This window comes from Acinetobacter sp. NS-4 (assembly GCF_037402435.1).
Taxonomy (GTDB): domain Bacteria; phylum Pseudomonadota; class Gammaproteobacteria; order Pseudomonadales; family Moraxellaceae; genus Acinetobacter.
The window spans coordinates 264,270-279,310 of sequence record NZ_JBBEUE010000001.1; the positions used below are offsets into that span (position 1 = coordinate 264,270).

Consider the following 15,041-nt stretch of genomic DNA (forward strand, 5'->3'; position numbering starts at 1 on the left):
TGCTTTAAACACGAAGTATGAATAATTTTTCAAACACCAGCTTATGGTGTGAACACGACAGGAACAGGTGGGGCCCGGTTTTGAAAGAGAAAAAAGTAGAGTTTCTGATGCAGCTTAAAACTGTAAACATGCAGAGGGCGAGGCACTTTGCACAGTATCAATGCCAATAACACCAAAAGGCAGGCCAAAAAAACGGGATTAAAGTTTTGACTCAACACTAAGCAGAATTTGCAATATGAGTCTGTACTATGCAAGGGATTTTTCTTGGTACTGCTCGATTCACTTTGGAGCAAGGGTTCATGCATATGATGCTGTGCATGTTCTAATTTGACATGCTGGGAATGTGGCTGGGGTTCTGTGAAAATAGCAAGTTGTTCACAAACACCAAAACCAAGTTCTGGATGCTTTTGTAAAATAGGCGTAATAAAGACAGAAAGCTGCATCAACCATGCAAAGATGGCTAAGGTAATGGTTGCTTTCTGAGTAAATGAACGCAAAATGAATTTACCGATGTGAAGGTGTACAGAAGATGGTGTTTCTTAATAGCGCAAAAGTCGATAGAGATAAAGAGAATAATTTTTTTAGTTACATTATTTTAGCCAGCTTGGGCTGTGCAACCTTACATCACTAATTTTGCTATCCTCTAGTAGAATGAATGAAACAGAAATTTATATTTCCTGTGATTGACATGATATTGACAGTTAGGGTCTGGGTGTTTATTAAGTTTAAAGACATCATATCAGTTTAAAAATAAGGTAACCCCTAAGGCATAACAGCTTTGTTTAAAGTTTTATTTTTAATAACTTATACAAGTTATATTAGAGGTGTTGTTCACAATGATTTTTGTGATCAATTTAAAACCCAAAAAAACTGCTTAATTAAAAAATCCCAGACTCATCAGTCCGGGATTCTTTGTGGATTGGTCACTTTCCAGTCCGATATTTAATCAGGGTGTTGCTTTCATTACATCGCTTTCAACTGCTGCGACCCGATCCAGTGTTTCGAGAATTGATAGGCAGCACGACCTGAACGCTGACCACGACCCTGACACCATCTTAATGCTTCAGCACGAGTTTCTTCAGTCATTGGCATATCAGCTTTGGCCAAATAGTGCTGCACAATTTCCAGATACAGGTTTTGATCCATCGGATAGAACGACAGCCACATGCCGAAACGGTCAGACAGTGAAATCTTTTCTTCAATCGCTTCTTGCGGGTGCAGCTCGGTATATTGTGGAACATCGACACGTGTGACCGGAGTATTTTCATGCATAAATTCAGGCAATAAATGTCGGCGGTTACTGGTCGCATAAATAATAAAATTGCTTGCACCGGACTGTAATGAGCCATCCAGCACACTTTTTAAACTGCGATAATTTTCATCTTCTGCGTTAAAAGCCAAATCGTCACAATAGACAATGAATTTTTCCGGACGACCAGCAATGATTTTTTGAATTTCCGGTAAGTCTGACAAATCATCACGTTCAATCTCAATTAGGCGTAAACCTTGCGATTCATATTCAGTCAGCAGGGCACGTACAATAGAAGATTTTCCTGTACCACGTGAGCCGGTCAGTAACACATCATTAGCCGGCAAGTCTTTTAAAAACTGCAAGGTATTTTGAGTGACTTTTTCTTTTTGTTTCTCAATACCTTTTAAATCGTCCAGATAAATTTTTTTCGGCTGTTGAATGGCTTTCAACTGTTTATCTTGCCATTTAAAGGCAGAGGCGGAAAAGTTGGTTTCTTGTTTCAGTTCGGGTAAGTTTTGCTGTAGCTGTTGGAGTACAGTAGCAAGGGCTTGTAAGATATTGTCGGGTAAATCAATTGTTGCCATGATTGTTCAGCTTTATGCGTACGAAATTAAAAGAAGAATTTACTTGGGACTGTATACCAAATAGTCATAGTTTGCCAATTGAATCGGGGGTATGATGGGTGAATAATCAATTAAGTATTGTGCACATATGTTGTTTGATCACCTATTGAGAATAGGACATAATAATGAAAGTGTTTGAGGGATAGATATGCTATTTACAGACTTCACGACAGATATTAATCCACATCAAGCGTATCGTATAAAAAAATTAAAAGGCCAACTCGCAGCGGCAGAAACCTATGAAGAATGGAAAAGCATCGCCCTAAAAATAGATGAAGAATCCGGTGCCCAAGAATGGAAATATGACAACTGTTCCCCCTATTTCGATGCCGAAGTTATTTCCTATCGCTTAAGTTTGCTAAAACGCTATCGTTTTCAAAAGCGCACCCAAGACCTGATGTATATATTACGTGAAGGTCTTACCTACGATATCGCCAATATTGCCCATCCCATGCTTTTTGCGGCAACTTATGTCGGCACCAAAAAAATTATTGAAGATTATGTGGAAGAAGTCAGTGAAAGCCTGGCATATATCGCATCCTCGTCTTGTCATTGTTTGTCGATGTCGGAAAAAATAGAATTTTTCCAGCATTGTAAAAAGGCCTATGGTCAACCTGCAATCATGTTTTCGGGTGGGGCAACATTGGGGTTGTTTCATACTGGGGTGTGTAAGGCACTGCTTGAGCAGGATTTAATGCCCAAGGTGTTATCCGGTTCCAGTGCTGGAGCGATTATGACCGCCATGCTGGGGACTTCAAAACCTTCAGATATTTCAGGTCTGTTAAATGGCGAAAACTTTTTTACAGAAGCATTTCACTTCCGTAAATTTAATGAAATCATCAAAGGCAATGGTGGTTTTGCCGATGTTAAATATCTGAAAAAATTCCTGGTTGAAAATCTGGGTGATGTGACATTTGAAGAGGCATTTAAAACCTCGGGTTTGAATGTCAATGTAGCTGTGGCGCCATATGATGCCTCACAGGACGCTCGCATTATGAATGCCTATACATCTCCAGACTTGCTGGTTTGGAGTGCGGTATTGGCTTCCTGTGCCGTGCCAATTTTATTTCCACCGGTGAAGCTGACCAGTAAACGTCAGAATGGTCAGCTTACCCCATATATGGCAAACACGCGTTGGGTGGATGGCAGTGTAAGAAGTGATTTTCCACAAGAGAAAATGGCCAGGTTATATAACTTAAATTACACCATCGCCAGTCAGGTGAATCCGCATATTGTGCCGTTTATGCAAAGCGATTTGGAGCGTTATCGTAGTGACATGCTGAGTTGGCCTGAACGGATTATTCGCCGTCAAGGCAAGGTGATTGCCAGAGGCCTTATGGACTTTAGCCGGGGACGGATGGGTAAAATCCCCCCGATACGTCGGCTCCTCGATCATGGCTTTGGTGTAGTCAACCAAGGCTATTATGGTGATTTGAATATTGTGGGAAATTATAGCTTACGTCACTATAGTTATATGTTTCAGAACCCGCGTCCATATTTGTTCAAATTATTGCAACGTGAAGGTGAGCGGGCAACCTGGCCAAAAATATCCTCTATTGAAACCCATGCTCGAGTGGGTAAAACCATTCAGCATTGTTTAGAGCTTTTAAGTTATCAGCATGATCCAGAACAGAAAACCGCAGAATTTATTGCAGTTTAAAAAAGAGGATTTTGCCAACATCCCATTACAGCTGTACACCAAGCCCAAAAGTTTAACTTTTGGGCGTTGTTTATACACATTTGAATATCAGCAGCAACGCTATTGGTTAAAGACTCAAACCCTCAATATTCATCCGGACATCGAAGCCGGCTTTGTGCAGGAACTCAATTTTTATCGGCAATTTCTAGATCAAGCAAAAACGGTCAATTTTTTATTGCCTTTTCAAATAATTTCCCATTTTAAAAACGCCATAGAAACTCAAGGGCAGGGTGCAACAGCATTGCTATTGGCGCATGCGCATGTGTTTCTGGATGACTGTACTCTCCAATCAGTTCAACAGATCAAACAAAAAATATTGCTGTTACTGGATGCTGTGGAACAATTGCATCAACTGGGCTGGGTGCATGGTGATTTAAAGCGAGAGCATTTTGTTGAGTACCAAAAGCGCGCCTGTTTAATCGATTTTGAACAGGTAGAAAACATCAATTCAGCACAACAGCAGAAAAACCTAACTGCAACCCCACGCTATATGGCGCCCGAACTTTTTCACTGTGCAGATAAAACCGTACAAACCGATATTTATGCTTTAGGCATTATTCTGTATGAATGGTTAAGCGGGCAGCGTTTGACGGCAAAAAATTACAAGGATTGGGCCTATTTGCATTGTCAGTGCTTAAGTATTGAACTTCCACAACATTTGCACGTATTTGAAAAGTTATTGATGGGCATGTTGGCCAAGCAAAACAAGCAGAGATTTGCCGATATTTACGCGATAAAACAGCTCTTACTCACTGAAAATGCTTAAGAAAAATACAGGAAAACATTTTTTGTTTCTTATTTAAACAAACAAGTGGATTTTTCATAAAAAGGTCTTGTCATGCGTAATCGATCTCTATAATATACACAGCCATTGGGGACGTGGCGAAATTGGTAGACGCACTGGATTTAGGTTCCAGCGCCGCAAGGTGTGAGAGTTCGAGTCTCTCCGTCCCCACCACTTAAATATCAACATAGCTTGATAATTAGGTAACAGAGGATTGGTGTAATGGTAGCATGACGGTCTCCAAAACCGTTCGTCAAGGTTCGAATCCTTGATCCTCTGCCAAGCTTTAAAAATCCAACTACTTGGTTGGTACCCTGATGGGGACGTGGCGAAATTGGTAGACGCACTGGATTTAGGTTCCAGCGCCGCAAGGTGTGAGAGTTCGAGTCTCTCCGTCCCCACCATCAGATTAGAGCAAGGTAAAGAGCCTTGCTTTTTTGTTGAAAAAATCCAGCATAAAGTTGGTGCCCTGATGGGGATATGGCGGAATTGGTAGACGCACTGTGTTCAGGTCGCAGCGCCTTCTGGGCGTGAGAGTTCGAGTCTCTCTATCCCCACCATCAGATTAGAGCAAGGTAAATGCCTTGCTTTTTTGTTGTAAAAAATCCAGCACTAAGTTGGTATCCTGACGGGGACGTGGCGAAATTGGTAGACGCACTGGATTTAGGTTCCAGCGCCGCAAGGTGTGAGAGTTCGAGTCTCTCCGTCCCCACCATTATATTAAAGCAAGGTAAATGACCTTGCTTTTTTATTGCCTGAAAATAAGTTAAAGATCAATAAAAAAAGCCCCAAACAGGGCTTTAAATAGATTTGAATAATTGATTTGTTTTTGTCTCGATCCAAAAGGAAAATAGCGTTTAAGCTTTTAAATGATCTTCGAATTCTTCGCCCAGTTGCATGGCAAGTGCATTGCCTGCCAAATCGCAAGTGACCAGACCATATTCTTTTTTAAAGCTAAAAGTAAATCCACGATTATCAGTCAATGACTTTACTGAATAGCCCAATTTTTCTAACCAGATACGAAATGCAATTAAATTTTTTGCCTTAACAACTTTCTTCACGAGAAAACTCCTTGTATATAAGTTACGAACCGCTATTTAATAAATAATAGGGATGCAGCAATTTTTTTAAAGGGTAGCTTTGGCAGGTTTTTTATAAAATAATTTTTTTGTATTTTTTTTATGCAGTAAATGGCTAAATAATCGCTAAAAAATGATTTTTATTTAAGCGAGGAGTTAGATTAAATAGAAATTATATGACTGATTTTTATTTATTTTAATCGCTTTATTATTGTTGGTGAGACTATGGAAATATTTATACACAATTTTCAATTGCTGTTAAATATTCTATTGCGAGGTGATTACTTAAAAAATATCTAAGTAAAGCGATACACTTTCAGATTTTTTATTGATATATAGATAGCCAAAAGATAGTTATCTAAAAAATATGCATCTAAAAAAATGGCCATGCTTGATATAGTGAAAAACGTTAAAGTTGCCGTGCACAGTGTAGCAGGATCGCTCAGCAGTTCTGGGCTGTGTGTAGTGCAGATGATATCAACAAGCTTAGATTAAACTGGTTAAATTGAAATGATGACAGAAACCATCGAACAGCAAGTATTGGATCAAATTCAAAAGATGCAGCAACAGGATCAAGTTCCTGTTGCTGTGATGTTAGGGCATGAAGACTGGCTGATTTTTGCCGAGCAGTCGAAAGTAGCTTATACACCTTTTGGCAGTGCTCGCCGTTATCAACCGGCTTTAGGCGGTTTACTGCTGGTTCGTGTGGATGAGATGAACATGACCCAAGTGGTTACTCAGGCTAAGCTGGATGCTTATGCCCAAACGCATCAACTTTTATAAATGTCCTGCTTATCAGTTCAATTAAAACTGATCTTTCATTTCACGTAGGCGCTGGAATGCTGCAACGCTTTCCACTCTTAAAAAAGGATTGGTCTGTAGCTCCAATTCAATTGTGCTGGGTAAAGTGCATTGTCCCAGCATGCGTTGGGCTTCTACTTTATCGAAGCGTTGCTGAATCGCAAGATTATCGGGTTCTACATGCAAGGCAAACTTGGCATTGGCCAGCGTATATTCATGGGTACAGTAAACCTTGGTTCGTGCAGGCAAAGCAGCCAGACGATTCAACGAATGGTACATTTGCTCGTAAGTACCTTCAAATACCCGACCACAACCCATGGCAAACAATGTGTCGCCACAGAAAAGCACATCCAGAGCATCAATAAAATAAACTATATGCCCCAGCGTATGTCCCGGTACGGCAAGAATCTCAATATTTAAATCATGAAAATGAATATGTGCTTCATGTTGCAGGGGATGAGTGATAAAAGGAACTTTGCTCAACTCATCACGTGGCCCATACACAGGAATGTGGCGGTTGATTAAAAGTTCAGGTACACCACCGGTATGATCTTTATGCCAATGCGTCAGCCAGATTTGACTGAGTTTTAAACCATGTTCTGCGCAATAGTCTTCGACCATATGCGCTTCGGTTGGGTCAACTGCGACCACTTCTTTAGTTGGGATATGTTCTAATAACCAAATATAGTTCTGTAATTGATTTTTCACATCAATCATATGGATTTGAAAATTCATGAGATAGAAATCAACAATATAGATATGAATAAGCTAGCGTTAAAGCCAAGTTTTTTCTAGGGGAAAATCGCAATTAATAGGGCAGGATTTATACATAAAGTTGCTGATCTGTAGGAAGAGATAAAGCTCATCCTCATAGACAGCTGTTTATTTTAGAAATGGTTGCTATTGAATGCTGGTTGAAACGATTTCTGTATTGCAGTCAGCACATGCAAAAATGCAGAGCCTAAAATTGGGGAAATAAATATGAAAATGTATCAGGTGGATGCGTTTACAACAGAATTATTTAAAGGGAATCCAGCGGCTGTGATTATCACCGAGCAATGGTTAGATGAGGCGCTAATGCAAAATATTGCTCTGGAAAATAATCTGTCTGAAACGGCGTTTGTTAGAGTAATGGATGCAGAGAATTATGAAATCCGCTGGTTTACCCCAACCACGGAAGTGAACTTTTGTGGGCATGCCACTTTAGCCAGCAGTTTTGTGCTATTTAAGGATTTTACTACTGCGAAGACCATTCAGTTTCATGTAAAAAACTTGGGTGTTTTTGTCGTAAGCCAAGCGGCTGATGGCAAAATCAAAATGAATTTTCCGATTCGCCGTGCAGAAAAAATTACCCATTATCCTGAAATTTTAAAGCAAATTTTAAGCAAGCCATTTAAAAATGTTTTTTTAAATACTCAGGCTTACATTATGGAATATGAAAATCCACAAGATGTACTGGATGAAAAGCCCAACCTGCAATTATTAAAACAATGGGCACAACATCAAGCAAAAGTAACAGAACCGCAGGTTGCGCTGGATCTTGCCATTACGGCTCAGGCAGCTACAGCTTATGATTGTGTATCTCGTTATTTTGCCCCAGCCAATGGCATTGATGAAGATCCGGTTACCGGTTCAATTCATTGCGCCATTGCACCGCTTTGGGCAGATAAATTGGGTAAGAGTGAAATTCTGGCTTATCAGGCATCTGCACGTGGAGGAAACTTATATTGTAAAGTGCTTGAAAATGAAAGGATTGAAATTTCAGGTTATGCCAAGCTATATATGCAGGCCGAGTTAAATTTTTAACTTATAGATATAAAAGAACTACAAAGCTGTTGAAATAAACAGCAATTCTTGCAAAAAGCTACTACTCGTCATCATCATCATTTTCTAAGATGTGATGGCTTAAAAATTCATATGACTGAATAAATTGGAATAATTATGCTCATGCGGTTTAAACAACTTACTATCTCATTATTATTTGTTGGCTTTAGTGCAACTGCTTGGGCACAACCTATTTTAATTAAATCTGAGCAGAAGATTGAAGAATATAAATTAGACAATGGTTTTCGCGTGGTTCTGGCGCAAAATGATAAAGAAAATAAAGTATTTATGAACACGGTCTATCTGACCGGTTCACTCAATGATCCGCAGGGCAAAGGCGGTTTGGCGCATTTGCTAGAGCATCTGGCATTTAAGGGTACCCAGAATATTAAGGGTGAAGAATTTCAGCGCCGTCTGGATCAGTATACCTTAATGACCAATGCCAGTACCGATTATTATTCCACTAAATATACCAATATTATTCGTCCTGAACAGAATGTGATTAATGAAGTGATTCATCTTGAAGCCGAGCGCATGGATAAACTGGTGCTGCAAGAAAAGTTTGTGCCTTCTGAAATTTCCATTGTGAAGCGCGAACGCGAAGTTCGTATGGACCAGCCTTTTTCGGTGATGATGGACCAGATGTGGAAATCGGCTTATGGCAACCAGTATTTGGGACGTTTACCGATTGGCGATTTAAAAGAATTACAATCGATCAAAATGGATGAGCTGAATAAATTTTACCGAACCTGGTATGCACCGAATAATGCCGTCATGATCATTTCCGGTAAATTTGATAAAGCAGCCGTATTAAAACAGATTGATCAGCAGTTTAGTTCAATAGCAGCCCGCCAAGTTCCTGCCCAGACCAAAGTTCCGGTGCTGGATTCAGCCAAAATTCAGCAAAGAAATTTTGTCGTGAAAAAGGGCAGTGATCTGGCCAAGTTCAATATTTATTTGAACGGCAAAAATGAAAAAATCAAATCTACTTTGGCACTGGCCCCTTATTTATATACCATGCAGCCGAGTGGACATCTCTATCAAAGCGTGGTGGAAACTGGGCTAAGTACCGGTGTTCAATCGACCACCTGGCTGGATCAGGACTTTAATCTGGTGTTTATGGGAGCGGTTTACGCGCCAAATCATGATGAGAAAAAGGTTCAATCCGAACTGGTTTCAGGAGTGGAAAAGAGTAAGCCCTTTAATGAGACCGAACTGAACCGGGTGAAAAACCTGATTCAGAATCAGGCGGACAGTGTGCTGAGTAATTCAGCTGCGCTGGGTGGGCGATTAAGTGATTATTATGTGGCTTATCAGGGAGACTGGTCACAGTATTTTACTGATCTGAATAATGTAAAACAGCTCAAGCTGAACGAGGTCAATCAGACCCTAACCCAGTTTTTAGTGCCTGAACACCGTATTTCTGGTGATATTAAACCGACACCGGAAGATCAGAAAAAAGCATTGCAGCAACAGGCCGCCGAGCAGCCTAAAACGCCAAATCAGACCAGTGTGCAAGAAGAGCCGCTTAAAGATAGCAGTGTGTATAAGCAGGAAGTCGCGGAATATGTCAAAACTTCCAAACAGTATTTGCTGAGTACGGAAAAGAAAATTCAGCGTGGAAAATTGAAAAATGGCATTGCCTATGCCTTATATCCGACCTCCACCCGTGATGATAAAACCTATGCCACGATTTCTATCGATTTCGGTACAGAACAATCCTTATTTAACAAAGGTGAAGTGCTGGATTTGATGGCGTATTTACTGTTGCGTGGTTCAGATCAATATAGCTTGCAGGATATTACCGACAAATCGATTGAAGCAGGCGGTGGAGCAACTGCTAGCGCTTCTGCAAATAGCATTACCATTCAGATTGTGGCGAAAAAAGATAAATTTGATGACTTCTTTAAATTTATGATGCAGGTGCTGAAAAAACCGAAGTTTGAACAGTCGCAATTTGATTTGATCAAGTCACAAAGCTTGTCGAGTCTGGATCGTCCTTATACTGAACCTGAAACGGTTGCAGCCCTGACCATGACCCGCTTATTAGAAACTTATCAGCCAGGAGATTTACGTTACCATTTTGAGCCGGATCTTTCCAAACAGCAGATTAAAGCGGCAACAGTTGAGCAAGTGAAAAAGTTGTATCAGGATTTCTTTGTCAGCAATCATGCACAAATTGCCATCACCGGTGATTATCAAGCTCAGCCCATGCTTAAACTGCTGCAAAAAGAATTTTCAGGATGGAAAGCGCAATTGCCTTATCAACGCCTAAATTCTGATTATCAGGCCTATAAGGCACAAAAAGTCCATGCCTTGGCAGAGCAACGTGAATTTGGTAATTATCAGGCTATTTTGACCTTGCCGGTAGGTTCAGATCATGCTGATGCACCAGCACTCATGGTGTTGAGTTATATTATGGGTGACTCGCAACTGTCTTCACGCCTTGCACAAGAACTACGTGAGAAAAATGCCCTGGTGTATGGTTTTGGCAGCAATCTGGATCTGGATGAATGGACCGACTCAGGTGCACTCACTATTGAAGCCAATTATACGGCAGCGAAGTCGGCGCAAGTATCACAAGGGGTGCATAAGGTGCTAAATGATTTACTCAGTAATGGGGTGACGGAACAGGAGCTGGAAGCGGCCAAAGCCAATATTCTGAAAAAACGGGTCACTGCTTTGGAAGATGAGCACAATATTCACGCAATGCTTATGCCACAACTGGAACATAATCGCGACTTGTTGTTCCGTGAAAAACGCGATCAGGCATTTGCAAAACTCAGCAAAGCCGATGTAGACGCCGTAATCAAGAAATACATCAAATTGGATCAGTTGGTGGAAGTCATGGCAGACCAGTATGGGAAGCCACAAACCAAGTCATAATGTTTAATCCCTTCTTTATAGAGCTATAGATCTGAATTTTTCATTTTTATAATAAAGAGTGAACCCAATAAAACACCTCCCTTTTATAAAGGGGGGATTTTTGGATTTTGGCAGATGGAACAGTTATAAGCGATAAAACTGCTTCGCATTATGATGAAATATCCGTTCCAGTGCACTCGCATCACAAGCCACAACTGCATCACTAAAGGCATCAATGATGTTGACCAGTGAAGTGCTGACCTTATCCATCGGGAAGTTGGAGGCAAACATTACCCGGTAACTGCCAAAGTGTTGCAGCACATGGCTGATAAGAGGAAAGGCCAGGTCATAGACTTCCTGTTTGCTGGCTAGGCGGTTTTGCTTATGGAACTGATGACCCAACACAGGCATAAACAGGCCTGACATTTTGGTATAAACATTCGGGCAGCTGGCCAGCTCCGCAATATCTTCCTGCCAGCGTACCAGAATGTTTTCCCGTGCGACTTTGGTCAAGCCAGTCAGCGCACCCACATGGCCAAATAGACCGGCAGGCGTGCCAAAATGATCCAGTACGATAGAGGTTTCTGGAAACTGCTTGGCTAAAGCAATCACATCACTCAATTGAGTGGAATATACCCAGGCATCAAAAGTTAAATTGTTTTGTGCGATGGCTTCAAAGCCTTTTAAAAACTTTTTATTGCAATATAAATGCGGTTCATCTGCCCAGGCCCGGATTTCTTTGTCTTCATGCACTGCGGCCATTTTACGAATGCCTTTAAAGCGCGGCGAAGCCTTTTTATGCAATTGCAAAATCTTTTTGAAATTGCTGTCTCGTGGATCTGCCGTTGCAACAATACCGCCAAGTTTGACCGTTTCTACATTAAAGGGCAGCGATTCAATAAAGTGAGTTTCACCGATCACGCCTTTCCCCTTATTCTTATGCCAGCCAGCTTCCACATGCACCACCTGTTCAACCTGGTAATGCCCGATATCTTGCACATAATTTTCCGGTAAATAGGGTGCGGTAACGTGATTGGTTAAGCCTACGGTTTCAATGAGATCATCAGCATTCACCATACGGACCATTTTGTCGAGCAGGTAAGGATGTTTACCCAGTAATTTGACCGCCAATGCAGCTGCATGCGGCGTGGTATAAGGATTCCATTGGTGAATATGTGCATCAATAATTGCAAAATCCAGCTGTTGCATTTCTGTCCTTGGTTCAGCAAATCTCTGTTAGTTAAAATACTGTAAAGTATTATGGCTTTAAATAACCTTTCATCCAAAAAAAGGGCCTAAAAAAAGCCCTGACGGGCTTTTTCAACGGATGATCAGTGCTGATGATCATGGTCATGCTTGTTGGCATGAAATTCTTCGTTATGACGGAAGCGAAGATAGTTTTCAAACTGTTCACAATATTCATCATAGTTGTCTTCCAGCATCATCTGGAACTGCTGCATGATATAAGACATGACCTGATCTTTGGCATCGCGCATTTCATTGCCATCTTTAAAGTTATTGGCAGCCACCCAGGTATTAAAACGGGCAGTACCGAACAACATTGCAGCACTGACTTGTCCACGCATTTCAGCAGGTTTTATGGCTGAACCTTTTTCTACACGGCTAAACTCATTGGCTTGTTTAATAAATTCATCAGCACGTTCAAAAAAAGCAGCATTTAACGCTTCTTCTTCGGTTACATCTGTTGCTTCAATCTTTTGAACCATGAACTTTTCCTGCAAAAACGATCTAATGGCATATTATAGGCAAAGCCTTGCAGAAACTAAACCTTTGGCTTAATCTAAAAATAGCCTAAGCATAAAATGGATACTCCAATGCAAGATGCCATTGCTGTTCAAAGTTTAAAAAGTGACATTGCCCTATTGCGACAAAATATTTGGCCGCCTGCAAATCTGGCCAATGTTGAAGGCTTGCCCATTTATTATGGTTCTAAAAAAGAAGTTGATGAATATTACCGGCAATGGACGGGTTTAATTGAAAGGGCACAAGATCTATTCCAGCCTTTTATGGAGGATGAAACCATTGATGCTGTGCATTTACCCAGCCATTTGAATCTGCCGTTATTTTATTTTCATGTCGATCGAATCCGGATTAACAAAACCCGCGCCAAAGAATCGAAAACCTTTCGTGGTATTGCCAGCCTGATCGATAAATGCGGAGAATATCCACCCGAGCAGATTCAAGCCATGAGAGCCTGGCTGGAAAGTGATGATACGGCAGCATTGGTGGCTCATCGTGAATTTATCGATTTGCGCACTTATGTATTTCAGCATGGGCAGAGTGAATATACCCGCACACGGTTTTATGTAAATGGCATTGTGCTGAGTACAGAGCCACATTTTGAGCTGGTCGATGCCCGTGACAAGCCGCGCAAACAGCGCAATGACAGTTATAGTGACCCGTTGGCAGATAATGGAACCTGGAAAATTTTTGGCAAATATCGCTAATATTTGGTTTTCTTTTTTTACTTACCAAAAAGTATCGGTTTTAGAATAATCATCTAAATGCTGTTTGGCCTGTTGCAGAATGTATTTTTTTTCATTGGCAATCCAGCCCACGGCAAACCATGCTTTTTGCTTCCTTTTTACGATGTTCTGAAACATGACTTCAGCCACCATTAAATCGTTATATTGTCCCAAACTTTCTTGGGCGGGTTTTAAATCTTTAAGATAGCGCTTTACATCTTTGTTTGGATAAAGTGAAGCCACGAACTCTACACAATAACGCAAACGTTTGACGCGTTTGCGTGTGCGATGCCGTGACGGAATATCTAAATCTAGAAATTGTTCGCCATCTTTGCAGATCTGGTGATGTAATTTTTGCAGTTTTTTGGCGATATCTTTTTTTAATCCGGATTTTTTCTGTTCTTTACTTGGCTGATCGACAAAGCGCAGCAGATGCAGAATCAATTCCACAAAGTCAGAAGAGCGTAAAGATTCATCAATTTCAATGCCGGATTGTTCAGGCGGATCCGGAAGTTGAACAAAAGGGGCACCTGCCTGTTCGAGCTGAGGTAAAAGTCCTTCACTCAAGGCATCACGGTCACGGGTTGAACCCAGTTGGCGGAACAGATGAGTCAGTTGTTCTTGCCAGTCAGGATTGACATCTTTTGACCAGTCGTCAAAAACACGTAAGGCACTTCTTAAACGGCGAATGGCAACCCGAGTCTGATGCACATGTTCGCTATCATATTGTCCGGAAGCGATGGTCGATGCATTCGGCAATAGGTGTTGCAAGGTATTATTGATGATCTGCTTGAATACGTGATCTGTTGAATCCTGTTGATTCAGTTTGAGCGGGCTTGCAAACTGAGCGGGAGGAATTGTTAAATCCTGTGCCAGCAAATCACCGCGTTGAGCTTTACTTCGCACATCCAGCCATAAGTGATATCGCTGCACCCAGGGGTGAATAAACTTGATCAGGTCTTGTATGGAACCTTGTTTAAGCTCAAATTCAATTTCATAAATTGATACGCTCTGATCGTTATGGCAAATCTCGCCGCGATCCAGACTCACTTCAATTTTTGAACGGTTAAAATGAATCACATGTACCAGACGTTGAACGACCGTTTCATATTGCACAGTCAGGTTTTTAGCCTGTTTGCCCAAAGCCTTTTGCAGCAATTGTTTTGCTTTTGCATGCGACTGGTAAATCTCAAGGTCCAAAGAGGGGTTTTCTAGCTTGCCTAGATCGGTTTCCAGTTCAAAACGTTGTAAGGAATGATCGCTGGGCGCTTTTAAAGTTTGTATCCAGTGATCGTCTTCAAGACGTTGCCGTAATGAAATATTTTTTTCAGCCAAATGTCGTTCGGGCGTGTCATAGTATTTTGCGTATAAAGAAATCAAGCGAGCATTCTTGTTCAAGAAGAGCTGATAGAGCTTTTCTTGATCTGATGCGGGGATCTGAAATTTTAATTCTACTTCAAGCATGTTAAAACTCCTGACGCTTCATCATCCGATAGGGCCATGACTTTCATTGTAAGCCAGTATCAAAAAAAGAGTAGGGTTTTGCCAGAAAGTAGATCAAGCGTATGTCGCCCCACTCATTGGTGTGCATTAAAAGATCATGCCATACGCTTTGATTTTACTGGTTT

13 protein-coding genes and 5 tRNA genes are annotated in these 15,041 nt (G+C 41.1%); 11 read left to right on the forward strand and 7 right to left on the reverse strand.

Annotated elements, in window-relative coordinates; genetic code table 11:
• Positions 1-41 precede the first annotated feature (41 nt).
• Positions 42-497, reverse strand: a complete 456-nt coding sequence (locus WAE57_RS01275; protein WP_337707667.1) for a hypothetical protein — start codon at positions 495-497, stop codon at positions 42-44.
• 466 nt (positions 498-963) lie between these two features.
• Positions 964-1,836 carry an ATP-binding protein gene (locus WAE57_RS01280; protein ID WP_337707668.1) on the reverse strand — a complete coding sequence of 291 codons (873 nt, stop codon included), beginning with the start codon at positions 1,834-1,836 and terminating at the stop codon, positions 964-966.
• 187 nt (positions 1,837-2,023) lie between these two features.
• On the opposite strand from WAE57_RS01280, the gene WAE57_RS01285 reads away from it, so the two are divergent.
• The 7 genes from WAE57_RS01285 to WAE57_RS01315 all read left to right on the forward strand — a co-directional run bounded on the left by WAE57_RS01285 (position 2,024) and on the right by WAE57_RS01315 (position 5,073).
• Positions 2,024-3,535, forward strand: coding sequence for a DUF3336 domain-containing protein (locus tag WAE57_RS01285; protein WP_301435192.1), 1,512 nt, complete (start codon positions 2,024-2,026; stop codon positions 3,533-3,535).
• Positions 3,495-4,340, forward strand: coding sequence for a protein kinase (locus tag WAE57_RS01290; protein WP_337707669.1), 846 nt, complete (start codon positions 3,495-3,497; stop codon positions 4,338-4,340). Before WAE57_RS01285 ends, WAE57_RS01290 begins: the two co-directional genes overlap by 41 nt.
• 107 nt (positions 4,341-4,447) lie before the next feature.
• Positions 4,448-4,532 (forward strand) — tRNA-Leu (locus WAE57_RS01295).
• A gap of 34 nt (positions 4,533-4,566) precedes the next feature.
• A tRNA-Trp gene (locus tag WAE57_RS01300) sits at positions 4,567-4,640 on the forward strand.
• A gap of 37 nt (positions 4,641-4,677) precedes the next feature.
• A tRNA-Leu gene (locus WAE57_RS01305) sits at positions 4,678-4,762 on the forward strand.
• A 70-nt stretch (positions 4,763-4,832) separates the two neighbouring features.
• Positions 4,833-4,918, forward strand: a tRNA-Leu gene (locus tag WAE57_RS01310).
• 70 nt (positions 4,919-4,988) lie between these two features.
• Positions 4,989-5,073, forward strand: a tRNA-Leu gene (locus WAE57_RS01315).
• A 142-nt stretch (positions 5,074-5,215) separates the two neighbouring features.
• On the opposite strand, the gene WAE57_RS01320 is transcribed toward WAE57_RS01315, so the two are convergent.
• Positions 5,216-5,419: a hypothetical protein gene (locus WAE57_RS01320; RefSeq protein WP_086176023.1), complete on the reverse strand. Its 204-nt coding sequence runs from the start codon at positions 5,417-5,419 to the stop codon at positions 5,216-5,218.
• A 531-nt stretch (positions 5,420-5,950) separates the two neighbouring features.
• On the opposite strand from WAE57_RS01320, the gene WAE57_RS01325 reads away from it, so the two are divergent.
• The gene (locus tag WAE57_RS01325; protein WP_237788140.1) at positions 5,951-6,220 is read left to right on the forward strand and encodes a hypothetical protein; all 270 of its coding nucleotides are present in this window, start codon (positions 5,951-5,953) and stop codon (positions 6,218-6,220) included.
• A gap of 21 nt (positions 6,221-6,241) precedes the next feature.
• Here WAE57_RS01325 and gloB read toward each other — a convergent pair whose 3' ends face one another.
• A complete protein-coding gene (gene gloB / locus WAE57_RS01330; protein WP_337707670.1) occupies positions 6,242-6,973 on the reverse strand; it encodes a hydroxyacylglutathione hydrolase in 732 nt (243 codons plus the stop codon).
• 246 nt (positions 6,974-7,219) lie between these two features.
• Here gloB and WAE57_RS01335 point away from each other — a divergent pair, with 246 nt between their 5' ends.
• Together WAE57_RS01335 and WAE57_RS01340 are read left to right on the forward strand one after the other, a co-directional pair.
• Positions 7,220-8,044 (forward strand): PhzF family phenazine biosynthesis protein, encoded by an 825-nt coding sequence (locus tag WAE57_RS01335; RefSeq protein ID WP_337707671.1) that lies wholly within the window; start codon positions 7,220-7,222, stop codon positions 8,042-8,044.
• A 135-nt stretch (positions 8,045-8,179) separates the two neighbouring features.
• Positions 8,180-10,948 (forward strand): pitrilysin family protein, encoded by a 2,769-nt coding sequence (locus tag WAE57_RS01340; protein WP_337707672.1) that lies wholly within the window; start codon positions 8,180-8,182, stop codon positions 10,946-10,948.
• A gap of 123 nt (positions 10,949-11,071) precedes the next feature.
• Here WAE57_RS01340 and WAE57_RS01345 read toward each other — a convergent pair whose 3' ends face one another.
• Complete coding sequence (locus WAE57_RS01345) at positions 11,072-12,136, reverse strand: amidohydrolase family protein (RefSeq protein ID WP_337707673.1); 1,065 nt, start codon at positions 12,134-12,136, stop codon at positions 11,072-11,074.
• A 122-nt stretch (positions 12,137-12,258) separates the two neighbouring features.
• Positions 12,259-12,654: a DUF3144 domain-containing protein gene (locus WAE57_RS01350; protein WP_337707674.1), complete on the reverse strand. Its 396-nt coding sequence runs from the start codon at positions 12,652-12,654 to the stop codon at positions 12,259-12,261.
• 108 nt (positions 12,655-12,762) lie between these two features.
• On the opposite strand from WAE57_RS01350, the gene WAE57_RS01355 reads away from it, so the two are divergent.
• A complete protein-coding gene (locus WAE57_RS01355) occupies positions 12,763-13,395 on the forward strand; it encodes a hypothetical protein (protein WP_337707675.1) in 633 nt (210 codons plus the stop codon).
• 21 nt (positions 13,396-13,416) lie between these two features.
• On the opposite strand, the gene WAE57_RS01360 is transcribed toward WAE57_RS01355, so the two are convergent.
• Complete coding sequence (locus WAE57_RS01360; protein ID WP_337707676.1) at positions 13,417-14,877, reverse strand: CHAD domain-containing protein; 1,461 nt, start codon at positions 14,875-14,877, stop codon at positions 13,417-13,419.
• Positions 14,878-15,041 lie beyond the last annotated feature (164 nt).

What these genes read in the sequence shown, in the direction of transcription:
- WAE57_RS01355 (WP_337707675.1), top strand. Translation starts at nt 12,763, where the DNA reads ATGCAAGATGCCATTGCTGTTCAAAGTTTAAAAAGTGACATTGCCCTA.
- WAE57_RS01335 (WP_337707671.1), top strand. Translation starts at nt 7,220, where the DNA reads ATGAAAATGTATCAGGTGGATGCGTTTACAACAGAATTATTTAAAGGG.
- WAE57_RS01360 (WP_337707676.1), bottom strand. Translation starts at nt 14,877, where the DNA reads ATGCTTGAAGTAGAATTAAAATTTCAGATCCCCGCATCAGATCAAGAA.
- WAE57_RS01325 (WP_237788140.1), top strand. Translation starts at nt 5,951, where the DNA reads ATGACAGAAACCATCGAACAGCAAGTATTGGATCAAATTCAAAAGATG.
- WAE57_RS01340 (WP_337707672.1), top strand. Translation starts at nt 8,180, where the DNA reads ATGCTCATGCGGTTTAAACAACTTACTATCTCATTATTATTTGTTGGC.
- WAE57_RS01280 (WP_337707668.1), bottom strand. Translation starts at nt 1,836, where the DNA reads ATGGCAACAATTGATTTACCCGACAATATCTTACAAGCCCTTGCTACT.
- gloB (WP_337707670.1), bottom strand. Translation starts at nt 6,973, where the DNA reads ATGAATTTTCAAATCCATATGATTGATGTGAAAAATCAATTACAGAAC.
- WAE57_RS01285 (WP_301435192.1), top strand. Translation starts at nt 2,024, where the DNA reads ATGCTATTTACAGACTTCACGACAGATATTAATCCACATCAAGCGTAT.
- WAE57_RS01350 (WP_337707674.1), bottom strand. Translation starts at nt 12,654, where the DNA reads ATGGTTCAAAAGATTGAAGCAACAGATGTAACCGAAGAAGAAGCGTTA.
- WAE57_RS01290 (WP_337707669.1), top strand. Translation starts at nt 3,495, where the DNA reads ATGATCCAGAACAGAAAACCGCAGAATTTATTGCAGTTTAAAAAAGAG.
- WAE57_RS01345 (WP_337707673.1), bottom strand. Translation starts at nt 12,136, where the DNA reads ATGCAACAGCTGGATTTTGCAATTATTGATGCACATATTCACCAATGG.